16 protein-coding genes are annotated in these 20,572 nt (G+C 66.9%); 4 read left to right on the forward strand and 12 right to left on the reverse strand.

The annotated features are described in order from the left end of the window. Positions 1-37 precede the first annotated feature (37 nt). On the reverse strand, positions 38-898 hold the full coding sequence (locus AB0L82_RS00770; protein WP_364628951.1) for a 3-hydroxyacyl-CoA dehydrogenase: 861 nt from the start codon (positions 896-898) through the stop codon (positions 38-40). Continuing rightward, positions 899-1,531 carry a helix-turn-helix domain-containing protein gene (locus tag AB0L82_RS00775; protein WP_364628953.1) on the reverse strand — a complete coding sequence of 211 codons (633 nt, stop codon included), beginning with the start codon at positions 1,529-1,531 and terminating at the stop codon, positions 899-901. A gap of 163 nt (positions 1,532-1,694) precedes the next feature. Here AB0L82_RS00775 and AB0L82_RS00780 point away from each other — a divergent pair, with 163 nt between their 5' ends. Beyond that, positions 1,695-3,014 (forward strand): hypothetical protein, encoded by a 1,320-nt coding sequence (locus AB0L82_RS00780; protein ID WP_364628956.1) that lies wholly within the window; start codon positions 1,695-1,697, stop codon positions 3,012-3,014. A 10-nt stretch (positions 3,015-3,024) separates the two neighbouring features. Here AB0L82_RS00780 and AB0L82_RS00785 read toward each other — a convergent pair whose 3' ends face one another. The 8 genes from AB0L82_RS00785 to crcB (AB0L82_RS00820) form a co-directional block, all read right to left on the reverse strand. Next, entirely contained in the window at positions 3,025-4,200 is a 1,176-nt protein-coding gene (locus AB0L82_RS00785) for a hypothetical protein (protein ID WP_364628959.1), read from the reverse strand. 132 nt (positions 4,201-4,332) lie between these two features. Beyond that, positions 4,333-5,208, reverse strand: a complete 876-nt coding sequence (locus AB0L82_RS00790; protein WP_364628961.1) for an alpha/beta hydrolase — start codon at positions 5,206-5,208, stop codon at positions 4,333-4,335. Between the two features lie 38 nt (positions 5,209-5,246). Continuing rightward, entirely contained in the window at positions 5,247-6,053 is an 807-nt protein-coding gene (locus AB0L82_RS00795; RefSeq protein WP_364628963.1) for a phosphatase PAP2 family protein, read from the reverse strand. Between the two features lie 127 nt (positions 6,054-6,180). Then, a complete protein-coding gene (locus tag AB0L82_RS00800; RefSeq protein ID WP_364628966.1) occupies positions 6,181-7,584 on the reverse strand; it encodes an aminotransferase class I/II-fold pyridoxal phosphate-dependent enzyme in 1,404 nt (467 codons plus the stop codon). Further along, the gene (locus tag AB0L82_RS00805) at positions 7,581-13,976 is read right to left on the reverse strand and encodes an SDR family NAD(P)-dependent oxidoreductase (RefSeq protein ID WP_364628969.1); all 6,396 of its coding nucleotides are present in this window, start codon (positions 13,974-13,976) and stop codon (positions 7,581-7,583) included. Before AB0L82_RS00805 ends, AB0L82_RS00800 begins: the two co-directional genes overlap by 4 nt. Positions 13,977-14,037: 61 nt before the next feature. Beyond that, entirely contained in the window at positions 14,038-14,661 is a 624-nt protein-coding gene (locus tag AB0L82_RS00810; RefSeq protein ID WP_364628971.1) for a GNAT family N-acetyltransferase, read from the reverse strand. A 237-nt stretch (positions 14,662-14,898) separates the two neighbouring features. Next, entirely contained in the window at positions 14,899-15,258 is a 360-nt protein-coding gene (crcB, locus tag AB0L82_RS00815) for a fluoride efflux transporter CrcB (RefSeq protein ID WP_364628973.1), read from the reverse strand. Further along, positions 15,255-15,782: a fluoride efflux transporter CrcB gene (crcB, locus tag AB0L82_RS00820; RefSeq protein ID WP_364628975.1), complete on the reverse strand. Its 528-nt coding sequence runs from the start codon at positions 15,780-15,782 to the stop codon at positions 15,255-15,257. Before crcB (AB0L82_RS00820) ends, crcB (AB0L82_RS00815) begins: the two co-directional genes overlap by 4 nt. Before the next feature lie 104 nt (positions 15,783-15,886). Here crcB (AB0L82_RS00820) and AB0L82_RS00825 point away from each other — a divergent pair, with 104 nt between their 5' ends. After that, complete coding sequence (locus tag AB0L82_RS00825; protein WP_364628978.1) at positions 15,887-17,020, forward strand: LLM class flavin-dependent oxidoreductase; 1,134 nt, start codon at positions 15,887-15,889, stop codon at positions 17,018-17,020. 10 nt (positions 17,021-17,030) lie between these two features. Continuing rightward, the gene (locus AB0L82_RS00830; protein ID WP_364628981.1) at positions 17,031-17,705 is read left to right on the forward strand and encodes an FMN reductase; all 675 of its coding nucleotides are present in this window, start codon (positions 17,031-17,033) and stop codon (positions 17,703-17,705) included. A gap of 29 nt (positions 17,706-17,734) precedes the next feature. On the opposite strand, the gene AB0L82_RS00835 is transcribed toward AB0L82_RS00830, so the two are convergent. Then, positions 17,735-18,631, reverse strand: coding sequence for an alpha/beta hydrolase (locus tag AB0L82_RS00835; protein ID WP_364628983.1), 897 nt, complete (start codon positions 18,629-18,631; stop codon positions 17,735-17,737). 210 nt (positions 18,632-18,841) lie between these two features. Here AB0L82_RS00835 and AB0L82_RS00840 point away from each other — a divergent pair, with 210 nt between their 5' ends. Further along, positions 18,842-20,104 (forward strand): hypothetical protein, encoded by a 1,263-nt coding sequence (locus AB0L82_RS00840; RefSeq protein WP_364628986.1) that lies wholly within the window; start codon positions 18,842-18,844, stop codon positions 20,102-20,104. A gap of 9 nt (positions 20,105-20,113) precedes the next feature. Here AB0L82_RS00840 and AB0L82_RS00845 read toward each other — a convergent pair whose 3' ends face one another. After that, the gene (locus AB0L82_RS00845) at positions 20,114-20,545 is read right to left on the reverse strand and encodes a hypothetical protein (protein WP_364628988.1); all 432 of its coding nucleotides are present in this window, start codon (positions 20,543-20,545) and stop codon (positions 20,114-20,116) included. Positions 20,546-20,572: the final 27 nt, after the last annotated feature.

The raw sequence follows: 20,572 nt of genomic DNA on the forward strand, positions 1-20,572 counted from the left end.
TGACTCCCATCCCTGGTTGTTTCGAACGTCGGGCGGATCAGTTGCCGTACTTGTAGAAGCCCTCTCCGCTGGCGATGCCGAGCTTGCCCTTGCCGATGTAGTTGTCCTGCAACCACTTCGCCAGCTGCTTACCGTTCTCGTCGGAATTGACCAGGATGTTGTACGGGGTGGTCAGGCCGATGATGTCGAGAATCTGGAACGGCCCCATGGGCGCGCCGGTGGCGATGCGCCAGGTCTTGTCGACCGCTTCGGGATCGGCGTAGCCGTTCGCGCTCAAATCCATGGCGGCATTGAGTAGCGGGACCAGCAGCGAGTTGAGGACGTAACCCGCCTTCTCCTTATGCAATTCGATCGGCACCATGCCGATGTTGGACGCGAAGTCCACCACGGCCTGATACACCTTCGGATCGGTCTCCGGGGTGCCCATCACCTCGGCGGTATTGAACTTCCACACCTGATTCGCGAAGTGCAGCGCCAGGAATCGATCCGGCCGGCCGGTGAATTCCACCATGGCGCTGGGCAGCAGTGTGGAGGAGTTGGTGGCGAAAATGGTGCGCTCCGGAGCGAGTTCACCGAGCTTGTGATAGGTGTCCTGTTTGATCGAGAGCACCTCGGGCACCGCCTCGATGACCAGGTCGGCGTCCCGAACCGCCTGTGCCAGATCGGAAGTCAGCGTGATGCCGGATGCGGTCTGCTCGGCTTTGCCGTCCCCGGCCCCGCTCACCTCGTCTCGGTAGATGGCCGCGAGCTTGTCGAAACGCTCGCTCGCCGCCTTCAGCGCATCGTCATTGATGTCGTACGCGGTGACGTCGAAGCCGCTGAACGCGGTCTGGAAGGCGATCTGCGATCCCAGTACGCCGGTCCCGAGTACGGTCACCTTGCGGATGTCGATGGTCAATTACCTCTCCTCTGTTCGGGTTTGGCTGACGGATGTATGCAGGGCCGCGAAGAATCCGGCCACGATCTGGGCGATCTGCCCGCGCAGATCGGTGAGCGGGTCGGACCCGGGGTGCGCCCCGGTGGCCGGGCGAGCCAGTGCCAGATGCAGCACCGCGAAGACGCTGCGCCCGGCGAGCCGGGAAAGCTCTTCCAGCCGAGGCGATTCCAGTCCGCGTGCGCGGGCGTCGACCGCGAGCCGGTCGGCGATCATGGCCTCCAGTCGCGCGACCAGTGCCAATCCCTCGGCGCGATATCTGTCGTCAGGTGGGCCGAAGAGCAGCTCGCGCTGATAGGCCACGGTGTTCTCGGTGCTGCGCGCGGCGGATCGCACGGTGGGCCGGATGAGTTCGAGCACCGTCTCCACCGGATCGTCATGGGCGCGGGCGCGCTGCTCGGCCAGGTCCAGCGCGGACCGGAAATCGGCGTTGTAGACCATGAGCAGCAACTCGCCCTTGGAAGCCGCGTAGCGGAACAGCGTTCCCGCGGCGATATCCGCGCGATCGGAGATCTGCTGGGTGGTGACGCGCGCGAAGCCGTTTTCCGCAAATAGTGATGCGGCAGCGTCGAAGATGCGGCCCTGCTTATCTCGCATACCGCGTACACGCCTTCCGACCTGGGTCGATTCTTGCGGAACGGGCATTGCACACCTCCGGATCGCCCTTGAATAATGAGCGGACTCATTTTCGAGCGTACTCGTGGCTACTGAATCCGCAACCCTCCGGCGCAAATTAAAGACTGAGCAGTATGTTGTGAGGGTGCGTCGTCTGCGCGACCTCGTGGAAGTGGTGACCGCGTTCCTGGCAGCGGCGGTCGCCTGCCTTTCGGTGATGATGCCCGTGGACTTCGCCCGGGTCGCCGGCAGTTCGGCGCTGCATCAATACCTGCTGGTGGTGAATGTGCCGCGCGCCGATACGGCGGGTGCGATCTCGGCGGTGGTGGCGGTGGTGCTCGCGGTCTCGCTCGGCGACACCCGCCTCACCTGGATCTGCGCCGGCGTCACCGGAATCGCGTTGCTCGCCAACGCCGTATTGAGCCGGCGGCTGGATTCGGATGTCTCGCTCACCACATCGAACTACATCGATTCCATCTTCGGTGGTGTCCTGCTCGGGCTCATCGGCGCGGCCGTGCTGCGCTCGCGGCGCACCGGCGCGGCCTTCATGCTGGGTGCGGTCGCCAGCGTCGTGCTCGGCGATCTGACTGAATTGCCCAGTGCCGCGGCTACTTACACTGGAATCGGCACCGATTCACCACCGCTGTGGGCGATCTTCGTGGTGGTCCTGCTCATCATGCTCTCGACCTGCTGGCATCGCCGTCGCCGGGTGGAGATGGTGCACGAGTTGGACGCGCCGTTCGGGACGGTGGTGGCCGGAGCCATCGGCGCGGGCTCGACGCTGCTCGCGGTCGAATGGTTCACCCGGCAGCAGGTGGATACCACCGCCGCCGTGGTGGCGGCCGCGGCGACCGTCATCGTCGCCGTGCTCACCGCCTTCATTCTCACCGGTCGTGACGGCGGCATCATTCTGATCGGCGTCGGACTGGCGGCGGTGGGCAGTGCCATTGTGGCTGTGCCACGGCCGAGTTGGGTGCATCCGCTGCTGTTCGTCGCGGTGGCGGCGGGACTGTGGCTGGGGGATAGGCGGCGCTATCCACTGGTCGCCATCGCAGTGATCGCGGGACTCGCGCTCTTCGCGGCCCTGGCCCCGGTCTCCGATCAGAACCGGGTGATTCCCTCGATCGGAGCGCTCGCACTGGCCGCGATCACCGGATACGGCTACGGGGCCACCCGGCCCGAGCTACTCCAGAACCGGGTCCTGGGCATCGCGGTGCTGTTCGTGCCGTCCGTGGTGCTCGCGGTGCGTGGTGCACAGGACACCACGGCCGGTTATTCACACCTGTGGTACCGATCGCCGTCGACCGCGCACGAGCCCAAGGCCGGCTGGATGGCGCTGGGTATCGCGCTCGGCTGCGCGCTCGGACTGATGTGGCTGCACAAGATCCGCCCTGCCACCCGGCCGTCCACCGTGTACGCGGAAGCGGTTCGGGCGCAGGGCGATTCGGTTACCGACGGTCAGTAGTGCGGATCGCTCAGTAGCGCAGCACCGCGATGGCGGCCGGGGCGATGGCGCTCTTGAAGAGTCCGGCCAGCGCCTCTGGCGGCAGCATGTACACCGCGCCCTTGTTCTCCAGGGTTTTCACCGTGGCGTATTCGGTCAGGTCTATCACCGAAGTGCCCGGCTCGGAATGGGTTTCGACAGCGTCGGCCATTTCGTCGAAACGGCCCAACTCCACCGCGCCGTCGGTGAGCAGCAGCGTGTCCACCCGGCCCTGGAAGGCCGCACGCACCACCTCGCCGATGGTGACCGCGACCTTGGTGGGACCGTCGGCCAGCAGTAGCGCGGCGCGTTCCAGGGCGGCGCGTTCACCGGCCTCGAAGTGCGGGCGCACCACCTGATAGGCGGTGTCGTGCAGTTTGCCGTTCAGCAGGGCGGCCGGATTCTTCTCCACGGTGCCGACCAGCAGCGGGCCCAGGGTGCTGCGTTTCTTGAACTGGCCGCCGAGTTCGGGATCGGCGATGAGCACCAGCGGGATGGCCTGATCGGCCAGCCGGCGCTCGACCGCCGAGGCGACCTTGCCGACCCAGTCGTCCAGCACGGATTTGCGCCAGTCCGTTGGTGTTTCGCCGTATGCCTGGGTGGAGGTGGTGGCCTTGCCGCCGGTGTGCGGGCGCGCGGTCGGACTGGCCAGGATCCGGCTCTGATTGTCCTCGTCGAGGTTATCGGTGGGGCCACCCGGCAATCCGGCCTCCGGGTCCGGGGTGAGCGCGAATTTGGAGCCCGCGTACAGCGCCGCGCCGTCGGCGGTCAGGGTGAGCACCGCGAACTTGCCGTCGGCGGACAGCAGCGGTAGCAGCGGCTTCACATAGAAGCCGGGTTCGATATGCACCTGTTCGGTGAAGGTGAGCGGCACCGTGAATCGGTACTGCGAACCGTCCGCGCAGAGGAAGAGCGCCAGCCCCTCATCCAGATGCTGCCAGAACGGATAGTCGTCCAGCAGCGCCTCGCCGGGGGCGAGCAGGGCATCGGCCTCGCGTTTGCCGACCCCGTCGGCGACCAGTGCGGCATGCGCCTCGGTGAGCAGATTCCGGAGCCGGATCGGGTCCTGGCGCGTTTGCGGACCACTGCTGTGCGTGGGCAGATAGATGGAGACGCCGCGCCCGGGCGCGGCGGAGATGAGCGTCGTCAGGTCGGACTGATTGAACATCGGCCGTCCTTCGGTAGAGGTTGGTTGGTCGATCCTCATGCAGGTTTTCGCCAGCCTACGCCTAGCCGAGATCAGCGCACTTCGATCGAGACCGTGGCCGCGATGGCATCGGCGGGCGCTTCGATCCGGGTGTCAGTCCTGGATGGGGTTGGGGGCCGCGGGGGCGGCGAGGAAATCGCGGAGGATTTCGGTGAAGCGGTGCGGGGTTTCGACATTGGGGCTGTGGCCGGCGTTGTCGATGAGTTCGAAGCGGGCGCCCGCGGCGATGTAGCGGTCGCGGGTGGTGGCCCAGTCGTACATACCGTCCAGGCGGCCGTGGATGACCAGGGCGGGCAGGGCCAGGCGGCGGAGTTGGCGGTCCAGGGGGTCGGTGGCCAGGGCCTGGCGGCGGACCGTGGTGACTTCGCGATAGGCGCGCCAGGACATGGCGCGGTGGTCCAGGAACATCTGATGCGGGCTGGGGACCGCGCCGGATAGTTCGAAGCCGGGGGCGAAACCCTCGCGCAGGGCTTGGCGCACAATCGGTTCCGGGGCGAACCGCTGGATGAACCGGGCGACCGGGCCGAGGGCGAGCAGGGCGGCCCCGGCCGGGACGTGCAGATAGCTCAGGTCCGGGGCCTGATCCAGGATGATGATCTCGGTGATGCGGGGTGAGCGCGCGGCCACGGCCAGCGCGGCGTCCGCACCCCAGGAGTGTCCGCACACCGCCACCTGGGCGACGCCGAGTTCATCGAGCACCGCGGCCAGCATGCTGCCCTGTCCGTCCTGGCCGAATCCGGCTTCACCACCGGTGCAGCCGAATCCGAGCAGATCGACGCGAATCACCCGATAGGTATCGGACAGCAGCGGCGTCACCGCGTCCCACCAGTGCAGTGAACCCTCGAAACCGTGCAGCAGCAGTACGGGTTTGCCGTCGGCCGGTCCGTCCTGGCGCACGTGGACGCGGCGGCCCTGCACGGTGATGAGGTCACCGATCCGCGCGCGAGACTTGGTTTCGGTAGACGTCATTGTCCTCGGCACCGGCTTTCTGCAGTCGAACGGTCGACTCAGATCCTCTCATTTCCGTGCATTTCCGGCATTGACCCGGGCCGCTCGAATACCGGCGGATGCAGCAGCGTCGCCACCGCCAGCAGCGCGGTGGCGATGATGGCGTCGAACCAGTAGTGATTGCCGGTGCCGACCACCACCAGCGTGGTGACGGCCGGATGCAGCAGTAGTAGCCAGCGCCATTGGGTGCGGGTGGCGGCGATCAGGCCCAGCGACAGCAGCAGCGCCCAGCCCACATGCAGCGACGGCATGGCCGCGAATTGATTGGAGAGGGTGTCGGTATCGGGCGGCCCGTAAACCGATTGACCGTATTTCGCCGCCAGATCCACGAATCCGTACTCGGGCAACATGCGCGGCGGGGCGAGCGGAATGAGCATGTGCAGCGCCAGCGCCGCGGCGGTGAGCGCGACCATCAGATTGCGGGTGACCCGGTAGTACATGGGCCGGAAGGTCCACAGCCACAGCAGCGCCGTGATGGCCACCGCGAAATGCGCGGTGGCGTAATAGAAGTTCGCGGGCACGGCCAGGAACTCATGTTTGACGAAGATCGATTGCAGCGCTTGCTCATTCGGCATCTGCAGGCGGTCTTCCCAGGTCAGCAGCATGCGCGCGTTGGCGAGGGCGTGCGTCTGCTCATCGGCCGCGAGCATGCGGCCGACGCGGTAGGTCAGATAGAGCACGGTGATAACCACGAGTTGGACCACGGCCTCGCGGCCGCGGCCGTGCACGGCCGCCCGCGTTCGATCGATGACGCCGGTTCCCGATGGTGAAACGCGTACGGGTGCATCGAGATCCAGTGCCACCATTGGCGCGGCCTCCTCCTCGCTCGGCTGACCGCCCTCCGGGAAGTTAACCGGAGTGATATCCTCCGGTTAACCTAGCACCACCTTCTCGTCACTGGAAATGGGGTGTGATCCGAGAGACACGGATCACTCAGACGGCCGCCGTTTCGGGCAGCCCCGCAGCCAAGGCAATGGTCTCGGCCAGTAGGCCCGCGGTCGAAATCAGCTGCTGTGCAGTGTGTTCGGAGGTGATGAAGAAGCGCAGCCGCTCCTTGCCCACCGGCACCGCCGGGGCCGAGATGGCCCCGGCGTACACCCCGCGCTGGAGCAGCGCGGCCGAGACGAATCCGGCCCGCATCTCGCCGGGCACGATGACCGGGCAGATCGGGGTGCCCTGTGATTCGCCGAGGTTCAGACCGCGCTCGCGCAGCGCGGCATGGAAGATCTCGGAGTTCTCCCACAGCCGCGACACCCGCTGCGGTTCGGCCTCGAGCACCTCGAGTCCGGCCATGGCGGCCGCGATGGTCGACGGCGCGGGACCGCCGGTCAGCATGGCCACCCCGGGTGCGCTGGCCTTCATCGCCCCGATCAGATCGGCGTCCGCGGCGATGAAACCGCCGCAGCTGCCCAGGGCCTTGGACAGCGTGCCCATCCAGATGTCGACCTCCGCGCCCGCCATTCCGTAGTGCTCGCGTATACCGTGCCCGCGTTCGCCGAAGACACCGAACGAATGCGCCTCGTCGACCATGACCGCGCAGTCGAATTCCCTTGCGATGGCGGCGAGTTCGGCCACCCGGCCGACGGTGCCGTCCATGCTGTAGTGGCCCTCGAGCACCACCAGTGCGCGATTGAAACCGCCGCGCGACATGCGCAGCACCGCGCGCAGCGATTCGGGATCGTTATGCCGGAAATTGACGCGGCGGCAGCCCGCCCACTGTGTCCCCGACACCACGCTGCCGTGGATGAGCGCATCGCAGATGGCGACATCGCCCTCGCCGAGCAGGAAGCCGATCACGCCCGCGTTGGTGAGGTAGCCGCTGGTGGTCACCATGGCATCGCCCGCATCGTAGATATCGGCCAGCCGCCGCTCGAGTTCGCCGTAGAGCGGAATCTCCCCGGAGACGATGCGACTGGCCGAGGCCGACGCCCCGTAGTGATCGAGTGCGTCCTTGGCGGCTTCGATCACGTGCGGATGGTTCGACAGGCCCAGGTAGTTGTAGGCGCTGAAGTTCACCAGATCGGTGTCATTGGCCCGAATCACCGTGTCATTCGGGCTGTTTCGCGGCAGGAACAGCGGATTGACCAGCCCGGACTGCGCCGTGATGGCGGCGATGGCGGCCTGTTTGGCCACCGTTGCCGCGACCTCCGGATGATCCGCGAACTGGCGGCCTGGACCGCGCACCGGCCGGGCGGCCGCCGCGGGACTCGCGGCGGCCGGACGAGCGGCAGCGGGTCGGATGGCACCGCCGTTCGAGCGCGGTGCGGTCGCCACACCGCCGCCGTTACCGGTGCCCGCCAATAGTTTCCGGGCGATATCCCGTGCGGATTCGGTCATGCTGTCACCTCCGTGGGTGTCGGAGCCGCATCGGTGAGGCCGGTTGGATCTGTCGAATCGGTGGTGCCGATGAGGAATTCGGCGGCGCGAGCACCCGCCTGTTCCAGGGTGAAGGTGCGGCCCATCTTGAGCGCGGTGAGATCGATGCCGAGCGATTTGCCCACCAGCGCACCGAATTCCACCGCCATGAGCGAATCCAGGCCGAGATCCGGGACGGGGACGGTGAGATCGATGGAATCCGGGTCCACGCCCATGACCACCGCGAGCTGCTCGGCGAGCATATGCGCCACCACGTCCCCGCGCTTCTGGGCGTCCAGGGCACGCAGGGCGGCCACCAGATGTGATGCGGCGGAATCATCTTCGGCCGCCGCCGCGATCTGCTCCCGCACCCGCCCGACCATGCTGAAGAACGGGACGGTCGAGGCCACCTTGCCCCAGTCCACCGGAATGATCGCCACCTGATGGTGGATGCCGAGTTCCAGTGCCTTCTCCAGGAATTCGGTGCCCTCGTCCATATCGATATCGTCGAAACCGGTGGTGCGCAGATAGCGCGCCACGCTCTCGTCATCGGCCATACCGCCGCCGGACATATGGCCCCAGCCGACGGCCAGCGCCGTACCGCCTTCGCGGACCACCACATCGGCGACCGACTGCAGGGCGAGATTCGCGGCGGTGTACGAGTATTGGCCGATTCCGGCGAAGATCGAACTGCCGGAGGAGAACAGCACGAACAGATCCAGTTCGGCATTCGCGAGATCGAGGCCGTAGCGCAGCGCGCGCACGCCTTCGATCTTGGGCCGGTACACCGCGGCCAGGCTGTCCCGGTCCATCACCGAAATGCGCTTGTCGTCAACGACTCCCGCGGTGTGGATGACACCGCGCAGCGGCGTTTCCGCCGTATTCGCCCGGGCGATGACCGCGGCCATGCCCTCGACATCGGTGACGTCGACGCGTTCGGTGATCACCTCGACGCCCTCGTGCTCCCATGCGGCCAGCTGATCGCGGCTGGCCGCGGTGGTCGCGCCATTGCGGCCCAGCAGGGTGAGATGCCGTGCGCCCGACCGCACCAGCCAGCGCCCGACCGCCAGGCCGAACGCGCCGAAGCCACCGGTGATCAAGTACCGCGCCGCCGGATCGATGGCCAGGCGCGGAATCTGCGGCCGCACCAGCGGTGCGACGGCCTCCATGCTCACGGCGATGCGGCCCAGCTGCGTGGAGCGCGCCACCTCCTCGAAAGCCTTTGCCACATCGTCGGTCTCGTACAGCTCGAACGGCAGTCGCCGGTACCGGCCGGACGCCAGCGCGGCCTCCACCCGCTCCATCAGCTCGATGGTCTGCGTCCGGCGCAGCGCCAGCATGCGATCGAGATCGAAGGAGTGGTAGGAGATGTTCTTGTCGAAGTACTTCAGGTCGAGCACGCCGCCGCCGTAGATATCGGCCTTGCCGATCTCCACGATGCGCCCGAATTCGGCCACCGCCTTGAAGTTCCGGCGCAGGATCTCCCCGGGCGCGGTGCTGATCACCACGTCCGCGCCGCGGCCGTCGGTGAGCGCGAGCACGTCATCGGCGAAATTCAGCGAACGCGAATCCAGGACGTGATCCGCACCCTGACCCAGCGCGTAGGCGCGCCGGTCACCGGTGCTCGCGGTGCCGATCACGGTGGCGCCGTGCAGTTTCGCGATCTGCACCGCCGCCGTGCCGACGCCGCCCGCCGCACCGTGCACCAGCACCACATCACCGGTGCGCACCCGCGCCAGTTCCAGCAGCGAATGCTCGGCGGTGGCGAAGGCGACCTCACTGGTGCAGTAGCCGGGTTCGGCATCGGGGGATACCGGGCTGACCAGGGTGCGGTCGGTGGTGTGGAAGCGGCTGATCATGCCCTTGGAGGAGAGCATGACCTTATCGCCTACCGCGAGATCGGTGATGTCCGAACCGATTCGGACGACGATCGCATCGCCCTCCATACCGGGGACCGCGCCGAAGTAGGTTCCGGCCAGCTCCTCCTCGTCCAGGACGCCGAGCACCTTGAGCGGATCCTTGTAGCCGAGGCCGACGGCCCGCATGCGGACCTCCAGCTCACCGGGACCGGGTTCGCGGCGGTCGCAGCGCCGCCAGCCCAGCCGGGACAGCAGCTTCGACTTCGGGAGCTCCAGGGTGAAGTTGGCTTCCGGATCGGTCAGCGGCACCGCCTGATCGATGGCTTCGATGCGATCGGGCAGGGATGCGTCCACCACCGGAATCCAGCGCAGGCCATTGCGCAGGAAGATCTCATCGGCGTTGTCGTAGCTGAACGCACCGGTGATGGCCAGCTCCGCGGCGATATCGGCCGCGGCGGTGCCGGATTCGATATCGACCAGTCGCCAGCGCAACCGCGGCTGTTCGTTCAGCAGCACCCGGCGCGCACCGGCGAGGGCGGCATGCGCCGGATTCGGCGTCGCCTCCTCCTCCGGATGTGCGAAGGCGCGTTCGGTCACCACGCTCACGTGCAGCGAGCCGTCACCGATCATCGGGGTTTCGACGCCGCGCCGTTCCAGCCAGCCGTCGAAGAACTCGTCGAGGGTGAGGGCGAGGCGGCGCAGGGTCCACAGATTGTCGAGGTCTTCGTACTCGGCCCCGGCCACCACGATGACGTGCAATCGCTCGATGTCCTCGGCCGTGGCCGTCAGGAGCTGTTCGGCGACAAGGGCTTCCAGATCCTCTCGCTGCGGATCGCCGAGTGTGACCAGTCGGTCCGTGCCGACCGCCGCCGCGATATCGGCGGCCCGGGCGCCCGCGTGCACGCCCAGCTCGAGTACCAGCGCGGCGGTATTCGCACTGTCCGGCAGCGCACTTCGATCGATCGGATCGCGCAGCTCCCAGCGGTCCTCGTAGAAGAAGTCCGTCATGCGTTGCAGCGCACCGCGTCCCGGCGCGATGGAGCCGAAGCGCATACCGATGAGCTGCAATACCACCCGCTGTTCGGCATCGAGCAGATCGATATCGGCGATCGGATCGGCGCTGGTATCCAGGCGCGCTACCACCGTGACCCGGTCCGGAATGGCATCGAAGGCACGGACCTCGGCGACCCCGATGGGCACCATGGCCCCGTCCTCGGGACCGCCGACGCCCGCCAGCAGCGCCGCCACGCTCTGGAGCGCGGCATCCACCACGCACGGGTGCACCAGATGTCCGGGGGCCGCCGCGCCCGCGCCATTGAGCGCCTCGGGCACGGTGCCGTCCAGGGTGGCCAGCACCGTGGACCCGGAGACGCGCACCGAGGTGGCGCGCTGGAAAGCCGGACCGTACCGCAATCCGCGCGCGGCCAATCCGGCGTAGAACGCGGCCGGATCGATGGCGTGCATCTCATCGATAGCGGGCAGGTCCACCTTGCTGGATTCGAAGACGCCCTCCACCAGGCGACCGGTCGCGTGCACCGTCCACAGCGCGTCCACGGTCGCGCGGGAGCGAATGGTGAAGCGCCGGGTCGAATCCTCCACGTGCAGTTCGACGGTCGGCGCGGCCCCGTCATCGATGATCAGCGGTGCGATGAAGCGCACCTCCTCGACCGCCACCCGGCGGGTCTCGGTGCGCAGCGCGGCCGCACTCAGCGCGGCGTCCAAATAGGCCGCGCCGGGCAGGATTCGAGCGCCGCCGACCACATGGTCGGCCAGCCACGGCATCGCGCCGACGCTGAGCTGAAGCCGCCACGAGGTCGAGGCATTGTCCAGATCGGCATCGCCCAGCATGGCGTACACCCCGGGCGTCCCGTGCTGGAGCTGGGTGAACACCGGCAGCTCATGCCGCAGGTGGGTGCGCTGCCACGGATAGCGCGGCAGATCGATATGCGGGGTGATCAGATCGCCGAAGAGTGGTTCCAGCTCCAGCACGCCCGCGCCGTACAGTCCGGCGATGGTCTGCCGGATGCTCTCGGCATCGGCCTGTTTGCGATTGAGGGTCGCCACCGAGGTGCCGGTCTCGCCCGCGCCGATGAGGATTTCGCGAATATTCGCGCCCAGCACCGGATGCGGGCCGACCTCCAGGAACACCCGATGCCCCGCGTCCACGAACGCGCTCACGGCATCGGCGAATCGCACCGGCTGCCGCACATTGGCGCACCAGTATTCGGCATCCCAGTCACCGGCGACGACCTCGCGGCCGGTGACGGTGGACAGCAGCGGGATGGTCGGGTCGGTGAGCGTGAGATCGGCGAGCGCCGTGCGCAATTCGCCGAGAATCGGCTCCATGAGATAGCTGTGGTACGGCACCTCGACCTGCAGGCGGCGCGCGAAAACACCCTCCGCGGTGAGGCTTTCGGCGATCTCGTCCAACCGCGTCTCGGCCCCGGCCAGGGTGACCGCGCTCGGGCTGTTCACCGCGGCGATATCGACCAGATCATCACCGTCGATCAATTCCAGTGCGGCCGCGAGCGGCAGCCCGATCGCCAGCATGCCGCCCGAACCGGCGGTGGTGGCCTGCAATCGAGCGCGGTGGTAGCTGACCCGCAGCGCGTCACGCAGCGAGAGCATGCCGGTGACGTACGCCGCCGACACCTCGCCGACACTGTGCCCGACCACCGCGGCCGGATGGATGCCCAGCTCATCGAGCAGGGCGAACAGCGCGACCTGCACCAGGAAATTGGCGGGCTGCGCGATGGCGGTGCCGGTGACCCGGGATTCCTCCTCCGGGCGCAGCAGTTCCTCGATGATGGACCAGCCGGAGATCTCCTGGAACACCGCGTCGATGCGCTCCGCCTCGGCGGCGAAAGTGCCGCCCGCGGTAAGCAGTTCGCGACCCATGGCCCACCACTGCGGTCCCATACCGGTGAAGACGAAGACCGGATCGGCGACCTTGCGCGGCACCACCTTGGTGGCGGCACGACCGCCGCCATTGGCGTATTCCACCAGGGCCGTGACCAATTCGGCGTCATCGCCGAAGGTCAGGCCGGTGCGGAACTGGTGATGCTGGCGGCGGGTCCAGGCCGCCTCGGCGAGCAGGCCCGGATCCGCGCCGTCGGCGATGAGTTCGGCATAGCCGCGCGCCAGTTCCCGCGCTGCCTGATCGGTGCGCGCGGACACCGGCAGCACGCCGTAATGCCGTGGTTCGCGGTCTATTCCGCTGGTCTGCCGGTATTCCTGGAGAATGGCATGGGCATTGGTGCCGCCGTAGCCGAAGCCGTTGACGGCCACGGTCATTCGCTCGACCTCCGGCCCGACCGGCTCCGCCTCCAACTGGAGTTTGATGCCCAGCTCATCGAAGGGGATATCCGGATTGGGGGTGTCCAGCCAGCCCTGCGGTGCGATGGTGCGCTTGGAGATGGCCAGCGCCGATTTGATGATGCTGGCAATGCCCGACGCGGCCTCGGTATGCCCGAGCTGGCCCTTGACCGAGCCGACGCCGACCGGTGCGGTGCGGCCCTCGACCTGACCGTAAGCCCTTCCGATGGCACGCAATTCGAGTGGATCGCCGACCGGGGTCCCGGTGCCGTGCGCTTCCACGTAGGTGACTTCGTGCGGTGCGATGCCCGCGCGCCGCGCTACCGATTTGGCCAGCGCCTCTTGTAGATCCGCGTTCGGCACCGTGATGGCCGAGGTGCGCCCGTCCTGATTGGAGCCGGTGGCCTTGATGACCGCGTACACCCGATCGCCATCGCGTTCGGCGTCTGCCAGCTTCTTGAGCACCACCATGCCCGAGCCCTCACCGCGCCCGTAGCCGTCGGCGGCGGCGTCGAAGGGCTTGCTGCGCCCGTCGGCGGCCAGGAAGCCGCCCTTGCACATGGAGACGAACGCCTCGGGCTGCAACAGCATGGTGACGCCGCCCGCGATGGCGACCGCGCAATCGTCGTTCGCCAGCGCCTGACAGGCCAGATGCAGCGCGACCAGGGAGGACGAACAGGCGGTGTCCACGGTGAGCGCGGGGCCGACCATATTGAGCGCGAACGCGATTCGGTTCGACAGCATGGTGTACGACGCGCCCGCGGCGGTGTGCATATCGACGTACGGCAGCGCGGTGCTGGTGCCGGAGATGGCCAGCTGATCCAGGGTGAACGCGCCGATGTAGACCCCGATCGGGGCGCCGGAGATATGCCCGGCGATGCCCGCGTCGTCGAGCGCCTCCCACGCGACCTCGAGCACCAGGCGCTGCTGCGGATCCATGGCGGCCGCCTCGCGCGGTGAGATGCCGAAGAAATCCGGATCGAAGGCCCAGGGATCGCCGGTCATGAACGCGGCGCGTTTGGTGTACATGCGGCCCGGCGTGCGCCGGTCCGGATCGTAATAGCGGCGGTAGTCCCAGCGCTCGGGCGGTATTTCCGCGACCCCGTCGCGTTTGTTGATGATGAAGTCCCAGAAGGATTCCGGTGAATCGATACCACCCGCGTATCGGCACCCGATTCCGACAATGGCAATGTCAGACACTACGACTCCTCGGCAAATCAGCTCGAACTCTTGATCCCCCCCGAGAAGGCTGCGGAACTCGCTACGGCACCGGAACCGGCTGTCGCAGAACGAAATTCATCTCGGGACCGGTACTCCCGATCCGGACCCGGCGAATCAACCCATAGCCGAAAGTGGCGTAGTACGGCATATTGCCGTCCTTGCAGATACCGCCGACGGTCTCGTTGCGCTCATCGGCGAGCGCGTCCAGCCAATTGACCAGCGAGCGGCCCACGCCCGCGCGCTGCACCGTCGGATCCGCGCCCAGGTACACCATGAAGTGGTGTCCCTCGACCGGCCTGACCTCGGCGATGGCATTGTCAACGTGTACGCCCCGGGTGGTCCCCGCGCCCATGGCGGCCAGCAGCAGCGGCCCCGAAATCGCTTCGCGCCACAGTGATTTCCGGTATCCGGCCGGGTACCACAGCAGTGCGCCCACCACCTTGCCGTCGACCGTCGACACGGCCGCGCCGCCGGCGGGCAGGAAGCGGTACCTGATCATGATGCGCAGCATGCGCGGTGATCTGCGATGCCGGTCCGCCGCATCGGGGAAGACGTATTCCTCGATCGGATCATCGGTCGCGAAGGCCCTGGAGATGATCCGCGCAATGTCCTCGATGTCCTGCGAGGTAGCCCGGCGAATGACCGGTGTACCCGACTGATCCAAGATTTTTCCCTCGATAGTTCCCGGCTTGCCCCATGCCTGGGCGGTAGCCGAACAAGGCTACTGACCAGTAGGTTACATGGCCGGGATTAACTCGCCACCCGTTCGCGTTGTGGCATAAAACAATTCACCCGGCCATTGCCTGTGGGAGGTTCATAATCTAAGGTGCCGCCGATCAAATCCGTTGGGGCGCAACACTATCGACTCAGACAGCCGTGTATCGCCAGTGCTGGGAATGGCTCACAATGCGGCTTGAAATGCGGTGTAGCTCAACAGAGTTGCGCCCAATCCCGCGATGACGCTCACGACGATATTCATCGCGGCGTACAGGTATGCCCGCTGTTCGGTCAGTCGCACGGTTTCGTAGCTGAACGTGCTGTACGTGGTGAGCGCACCGCAGAATCCGGTGCCCGCCAACGCGTAGACCGGACTCGAGACCGCGGCTCCGGCCAGGCCGCCCAGCACCGCGCAACCGATCAGGTTCACCGTGAAGGTGCCCCACGGGAAGACGCTGTCGTGCTTGGACTGAATCGTGCGATCGGTCAGATAGCGCAGCGGTGCGCCGATCATCGCGCCGAGTACGACGAGCAGGGCGGTCATCGCGCGGTCTCTTTCTCGCGCAGCGCGCCGTGCAGGGTGCGGGTGAGTGCGATCGCGGCGAGGGTGGCGAGCAATGCGCACACCAGTGTCCCGGCCAGATACGCGAAGGCGAGCGGGACCGTGCCCGGCCGCAGCAGTCCGCGCGTCTCATTGGCATAGGTGGAGAAGGTGGTGAAGCCGCCGAGAATGCCGACGCCCAGGAACGGCCGGGTGAGCGGATGTACCGGGCGGATCTCGGTGATGGTCGCCATGAGCACGCCGATCAGGAAACAGCCGAGCACATTGGTGGCGAAGGTGGCCCAGGGGAACCCGCCCGCGGGGGTCGGCCACATCCGCGCGAGGCCGTAGCGGCTCAGCGCGCCGAGTGCGCCGCCGACCGCGATCACCGTGAGTACGGTCGCCGGATGGTCGGTGAGTTCGCGGCGCTGGGCGGGGGAGTGCACGTCGATATCGGAATCGATCGGACCGCCGATCGGTTCGGTAGCCTCGGGTACGGCAGTGCCGTCCTTATTCGTGCTGCTCATCGGGTCCTCCGCACGATCGATCAGGGTAGCGGAATAACCTGTGAGACCCGCCGGTTCATTTGGTTGCCATATCCACAAAGTGGCTTTCGATCCGAGGAGGACTCGTGCAGTTCGGAATCTTCACCGTCGGGGACGTCACCACCGACCCCACCAACGGCCGCACCCCGACCGAGGCGGAGCGGATTCAGGCGATGGTCGCCATCGGCGAGAAGGCCGAAGAGGTCGGACTCGACGTCTTCGCCACCGGTGAGCACCACAATCCGCCGTTCGTGCCGTCCTCACCGACCACCATGCTGGGCTATCTCGCCGCCCGCACCGAGCGCCTGATCCTGTCGACCGCGACCACGCTGATCACGACCAATGACCCGGTCAAGATCGCGGAGGATTTCGCCATGCTGCAGCACCTCGCGGGCGGGCGTGTCGACCTGATGATGGGACGCGGCAATACCGGACCCGTATACCCGTGGTTCGGCAAGGACATTCGCGACGGCATCCCGCTGGCGGTGGAGAACTACCACCTGCTGCGGCGCCTGTGGCGCGAACAGCGCATCGACTGGGAAGGCCGATTCCGCGGGCCGCTTCAGGGTTTCACCTCGACCCCGGCTCCGCTGGACGGCACCCCGCCGTTCGTATGGCACGGTTCGATCCGCTCGCCCGAGATCGCCGAACAGGCCGCGTACTACGGTGACGGGTTCTTCCACAACAACATCTTCTGGAACAAGGAGCACACCGAGCAGATCGTGCGCCTGTACCGGCAGCGCTTCGAGCATTACGGACACGGCAGTGCGGATCAGGCCATCGTGGGACTCGGCGGTCAGGTGTTCATGGCCGAGACCGAGGCCGAGGCCAAGAAGCGGTTCCGCCCCTACTTCGACAACGCGCCCGTCTACGGGCACGGACCGTCGCTGGAGGATTTCACCGAGCTCACCCCGCTGACCGTCGGCACCCCGGAGCAGGTCATCGAACGCACCCTCGGCTTCGCCGATTACGCGGGCGATTACCAGCGCCAGCTGTTCCTGATGGACCATGCCGGTCTGCCCCTGGACGTGGTGCTCGAACAGATCGAGATCCTGGGCCGCGAGGTGGTTCCGGTGCTGCGCAAGGAGTTCGAGCTGCGCCGCCCCGAGCATGTGCCCAGCGATCCGCCCACCCACGCCAGTCTGGTCGCCGCCGGTCCCGACGCCCCGCACCACCTGGTCGAACCCGCCCGTGACCGCATCGCGGCCGAATCGAATTGAGGCACAACAGATGAGCCGCAAGGTCGTGGTCCTCACCGCCGGACTGTCCCAGCCCTCCTCGACCCGCCTGCTCGCCGATCAGCTCGCCGCCGCCGTCTCGGCGGCGGTCGGCGGGCGCGGCGAGAGCGTCGAACTCGACGTGATCGAACTGCGTGAACTCGCCACCGAACTGGCCGCCACCATGGCCACCAGCGGCATCCCCACCCCCGCCGTGGCGGCCGCCCGCGAACGAATCTCCCAGGCGGACGGCCTGATCGCGGTGACCCCCGTCTTCGCGGCGAGCTATAGCGGCCTGTTCAAGATGTTCTTCGACATCCTCGACCCGGACGCCCTGAACGCCATGCCGGTCCTGATCGCGGCTACCGCGGGCACCCCGCGGCACTCCCTGGTCCTGGACTACGCCATGCGGCCGCTGTTCACCTACCTGCGCGCGGTGATCGTCCCGACCGGCGTCTTCGCCGCGACGGAGGATTTCGGATCGACCGGCCTGGCCGATCGAATCCACCGCGCCGCAACCGAATTCGCGACCCTGGTGGTAGCCGAGCCCGCGGCCGTCGGCGGCTTCCTGCAGGAGCCCGAGCCCCGTAAGCGCCATTCCGGCAACTCGCTCGGCGCGGTGACCCCCTTCAGTCGCCTGCTCGCCGGACACACCGGCAGCGGACCGGTACCGGCGAAAGAGCGCTGAGACACCGGCGAAGAGCGCTGAGCCGAACGCTATTTGGTGCTGTCGGCCAATTCGATCAGGCGGGCGCGAACCAATTCCGGGCGTTCGTCGATGACGAAATGGCCGCAGCCGGTGACGGCTTCGAAGGTGTAGTCATCGGCCTTGGCGGTGGCCGGATCGGCCATCGAGTGATGGACGGCTACGTCGTCCACGCCGAAGAGCGCACGAATGGGGATGGTGCCGCGGCGGCGCTCCGGATTACGGGCGGCCTGGGGGATCTCCTTCAGCCAGAAGGTGCGGTAGGTGTCGGTGGCGGCCTTGGCACAGACCGGATCTCGGAAGCGGTCGGAGAAGATGCGGATGTCCTCGCGGCTGACCGATGAGCGGTCGCTGATGGCGGCGGTGATGAGCCGATTCAGGAAGCCGGTGCGCTGTTGGATCGGCTTGCCCGCGACGGCGATCAGTGGCTGGTAGGCCAGGAATCGCCAGATATTGCGTGCCACAACGGAAGTGGGCACCCAGGGGTGCGCCATATTCATCGCCAGGTAGCCGGAGAAGCGGTCCGGGTTGCTCAGGATCATTCGGTAACCGATGAAAGCGCCCCAGTCGTGGCCACCCAGTAAGACCTGCTCGATGCCCATTTCGTCGAGCAGCGCGAACAGATCCGAGGCCACATCGTCCTTGGCCCAGCGATGCGGTGCGGGTCCGGACCAGCCGTACCCGGGCAGATCGGGAACGATGATGCGCAGTCCCGCAGGCGGATTCGCGAGCAGCTCGCGGTACGCGTAATGATGCTGGGGCCAGCCGTGCAGCAGCAGTACCGGGCGGCCGTCCGCCGGTCCGGCCTCGGTGACGTGGAATTTCACGCCGCGCGCGGTGACGAATGAACGCCGTACCCCGTCGATCTCGGGTGGTAGGGATGCGGCGGCACTGCCGAATTCAGCCATGCGGCCACGATATCCGGCGGTGCGAGGTCCCGCCTCCTACCGCGGGCGGAGCCCGGACGCCGCCCACGGGCGGGCCGCGCGGATCTGTTCCGAGGTGCGCCGACGCTGTCAGCAACCTCCCAGTCAAGCCGCCGGGTCGCGCCCGCCGACCGTGCCCGATACCGTGAAAACCGCCCGTACGCACGGCGTCCAGGCCGTACTCTCGGGAGGGTGTGGCTCGATCTGATCTCCATTCCATTGTTCACCGGGGTCATCGGCTATGTCACCAACTGGACCGGCATCCTGATGCTGTTCGAGCCGATCCGCTTCCACGGTTTCCGCTTACCCGGCTTGCGCTGGGTCTTCCCCTATCTGCCGCGCCGCGTTCAAGTGCTGCCGCTGCTGTCCGCCGACGGTCAGGTCGGGTGGCAGGGCATCGTGCCCTCGCGCGCGGAGAAAATGGCCAGCATCGCCGTCGACAAAGGGCTCTCCAAACTCGGCGGCATGTCCGACTTCTATCGCGAGCTGGATCCGGACAGTATCGCCGAACAACTGGTCACGCTCACCCGGCCGCAGGTTCCGACCATGGTGGCGCGCATTCTGGAGCGGCGGAATCCGCAATTGTGGTTCAACCTGCCCGAATCCGCGCGTGAACTGGTGTTCCGCCGGGTCGCCGAACAATTACCGGCGAGCGCCCGCGCCATTACCGATGGCATCGGCGACCATATCGAGGAATTGATCGACCCCAAGTGGATGACCATCCGGCATCTCACCGCCAATCCGCGCCTGATCAATCGCATATTCCGCGAGATCGCCGCATCGGAACTGCGCTTCATGCAGAATTTCGGCTTCTACTTCGGCTTCCCCATGGGTTTCGTGCTGGTCGCCATCCTGCATTTCTTCCCGTACTGGTGGGTGCTGCCGCTGGGCGGCGTGGTGATCGGCTACATCGTGAACTGGGTCGGCATCACCATGATCTACGAACCGCTGCATCCGAAGTGGTGGGTGCCGTGGCGGCAGGGTCTGATGCTCAAGCGCCGCAATGAGATCGCCGACGGCTATGCGGAGATCATCGCGGGTGAGGTGATGACGCCGCAGAATCTGGCGCGGGAATTGCTGGCCGGTCCGCGCGCGGACCGCACCACCGCCATGCTCGACTCGATTCTGAGCGCGTCCATCGATCAGGCGGTGGGGCAGGCCAAACCCGCGCTGCGATTCTCCTTGGGCCGCACCGGTTATGACCGCCTCAAATCCGATGCCACCCCGGAGATCCTGCAATTGGCGCACACCGCGTTCGACGATCCGTCGTTCCTGTCCTCCCAGACCGCGCGCATTCGCGATTTCGTGGCGACCCAGATGCGGGCCCTGGATCGCCGCGATTTCGTGGACCTGCTGCGTTCGGCGACTCGTCAGGACGAGTGGCTGCTGTTCGTGCACGGCGCCGCACTCGGTGTGCTCGGCGGTCTGCTGCACCTGGCCATATTCGGGGTTTGAGCCCGAGCGCTACACCGGGGTGATGGTGGCCACGATGGTGTGGATCGCGCCCTCGGTCATGGCGAAGGTCTCCACGATGTCCACCGTCATGAGCCGGATTCCGGCGACCCCGGAGTCGAGCAGATAGCGCGCGGTGACCACATCACCGGCTTCGGAGAACTTGATATCGCGCACCCCCTGGATCACCTGATACTGCACACCGTGTTCGAGGTCATTGGACAGCTGCGGTCCGGAGGTCCCGGTCTTCAATCCCGCCTCCACGCGGGTCGCGTCGGGGGTGAAGCGCACCGCGCTCGCGTCATGCGAGACCAGTGCGTCGATGTACGCCTTGGCCATGGCGGCGTTGGGACTGAGCGCCGGATCCGTTGCCGCCCCGGAGCTTCCCGAGCCGAAGGTGAGCGCCGCTGCCGCCGCTGCCGAGACGACTGCAACCTGTTTCATTTTCATGGTCACATCCTGTCAGCAAAC

This window comes from Nocardia sp. NPDC052001, assembly GCF_040680615.1.
In the GTDB taxonomy this organism is placed as follows: Bacteria; Actinomycetota; Actinomycetes; order Mycobacteriales; family Mycobacteriaceae; genus Nocardia.